Here is a 2,415-nt window from a genome sequence, read left to right on the forward strand (position 1 = left end):
CCATTGGTGCCGGTGCCCGACCCCGAGCCACCTGAACTGCTACCGCCGGAAGGCGCGCCCGGCGTGTTGTCCGGGGGCATGGTCGAGCCGGTGGCACCGCCGGATTGGGTGCCGGTGGCATCCGCGCCATCGTTGGCGGCGAAGCTGGCCGCCGAAGCCGTGGCGAGCAGGCCGGCGAGGAATAATGAAGTGAGTTTGCGCGTGATCATGGTGCGTCTCCAGAAAGGGGATTGACCTGATATTGGTCTGACGCGCCGACGCCTTGGTGCCGATGGGCTGACCAGTGGTCAACGCCGGGTGCGAGTGGCCTCCTGATCTTCGCGAATATTGGCTATTTGCCGAGAGCAGAGCGGGGGCTAACGTAGCCACACCTTCACTTGCTGCCCGGAGTCACCATGAAACCTCGTACCGATTTCTACACCGCCTCCCCAGACGCGCTGAAAGCGATGATCGCCCTGAAACCCGCCGTTTCCAAACTGCCACTGGAAAAGAGCCTGATCGAACTGGTCAAGCTGCGTGCCTCGCAAATCAATGGCTGTGCGTTCTGCATCGACATGCACACCGCCGACGCGATCAAGGGCGGCGAAACCTCGCGGCGTCTGTTTGCCGTGACCGCCTGGCGTGAAGCACCGTTCTTCAGTGACCGCGAACGCGCCGCGTTGCTGTGGACCGAATCGCTGACCCAACTGAGCCTGACTCACGCTCCGGACGAAGACTATGACGTGGTGGCCGCGCAGTTCACGCCCAAGGAAATGGTCGACCTGAGCGTGGCGATCAGCACCATCAATAGCTGGAACCGCCTGGCCGTGGGTTTCCGTAAAACCCCGCAGGCTTAAGCCTCAACACATAGCCCCTGTGGGAGGCAGCCTGCTCGCGATGGCGTTGTGTCAGTCGACAGCTGCCTCGCTGATACACCGCCATCGCGAGCAGGCTCACTCCTACAGGGGGGAAGTGGGTGAACGTAAAATACGGGATCAATGCGCATCGGCACTCGGCGCGGCCGGTGGTTGCACCTTGCGCATCAAGGGCACCATCGCCGTGGCGATGACGAAGCACAGCATGATCATCAGGAAGGTGTCGCCGTAGGTTTGCGTCTGCGCCTCGCGGTAGGTCAGCAGCCACAATTGGCGCAAGCTGGCGGTGACCCCGACGTCGCCACTCTGGCCCAGTGCGGCGAGGTTGCCGCCGACCTGGGACAGCCACTGATTCATCGCCTCATTGCTGCTGTTCAGGTGCTCGGCCAACCGCGTGAAATGCAGGTTGGTGCGGTCATTGAGAATGGTCGCGCATGCAGCGATGCCAATCGCGCCCCCCAGATTACGCATCAGGTTGAACAGGCCCGACGCATGCTTGAGCCGCGCCGGCGCCAACCCGCCCAAAGTCAATGTCACTGCTGGCGGCACTGCCAGTTGCTGGGCGATCCCGCGTAACGCCTGCGGCAACATCAATTGCCCCGCGCCCCAGTCGTGAGTGATCGGGCTGAATTCCCACATCGACACCGCGAACAGGCCCAGACCGATCATCATGATCCAGCGCAGGTCCATGCGATTGGCCAGAAAGGCATACAGCGGAATCGCCATGATCTGGAACACGCCCGTGGAGAACACCGCCAGGCCAATGTCCAGCGCGCTGTAGCCGCGTACCCGGCCGAGAAACAGCGGCGTGAGGTAGATCGTCGCGAACAGGCCGATGCCGGTGACGAAGGAAAAGAAGCAGCCGAGGGCGAAGTTGCGATCCTTCAGGGCGCGCAAATCGACGATCGGATTGGCCACGTACAAGGTGCGGCCGATGAAGGCCAGTCCGGCGAGGCCGCTGATCCACGCAGTGGTCAGGATGGTCTGGTCGCTGAACCAGTTCCAGCGCGGGCCTTCTTCGAGGGTGTATTCCAGGCAGCCGAGAAACAGCGCGAGAAACACCATACTCAAATAGTCCGCACCCTTGAGCAGGGACAATTCCGGCTGGTCGATTTTCACCAGCATCGGCACCGCCACGGCAACGAAAATCCCCGGCACCAGATTGATGTAGAACAGCCAGTGCCACGAGGAAATATCGGTGATCCAGCCACCGATCACCGGGCCCAGTGTCGGTGCCAGCGAGGCGACCGCGCCAATGGTCGCGGCGGCGATCACCCGTTGTTTGCCGGTGAAGAAAAAGAACGCGGTGGTGAACACCAGCGGAATCATCGAGCCGCCGAGAAACCCTTGCAGCGCGCGAAAAGCGATCATGCTCTGGATGTTCCAGGCCACGCCGCACAACAGGCTGGCGACGGTGAAACCGACGGCCGAAGCGCAGAACAGCCAGCGCGTGGAGAACACCCGCGACAGCCAGCCCGACAGCGGAATCACGATGATTTCGGCAATCAGGTAACTGGTCTGCACCCATGCGGTTTCGTCGGTGCCGGCGGACAGTCCGCCG

Annotated in this window: 3 protein-coding genes; 1 reads left to right on the top strand and 2 read right to left on the bottom strand. The window is 62.2% G+C overall.

Going from position 1 to position 2,415, the window contains the following annotated elements:
* The coding region (locus DBR24_RS03245) for a hypothetical protein (protein WP_128613865.1) at positions 1-209 on the bottom strand (209 nt) is incomplete at its 3' end.
* 186 nt (positions 210-395) lie between these two features.
* Between DBR24_RS03245 and DBR24_RS03250 the strand changes: the two genes are divergently transcribed.
* On the top strand, positions 396-836 hold the full coding sequence (locus DBR24_RS03250) for a carboxymuconolactone decarboxylase family protein (protein ID WP_128613866.1): 441 nt from the start codon (positions 396-398) through the stop codon (positions 834-836).
* Positions 837-974: 138 nt separating this feature from the next.
* Here DBR24_RS03250 and DBR24_RS03255 read toward each other — a convergent pair.
* Positions 975-2,415: DHA2 family efflux MFS transporter permease subunit (locus tag DBR24_RS03255; RefSeq protein WP_128613867.1), on the bottom strand; the 1,441-nt coding region annotated here is incomplete at its 5' end.

The organism is Pseudomonas sp. HMWF006, from assembly GCF_003061205.1.
Classification (GTDB): Bacteria; Pseudomonadota; Gammaproteobacteria; order Pseudomonadales; family Pseudomonadaceae; genus Aquipseudomonas; species Aquipseudomonas monsensis.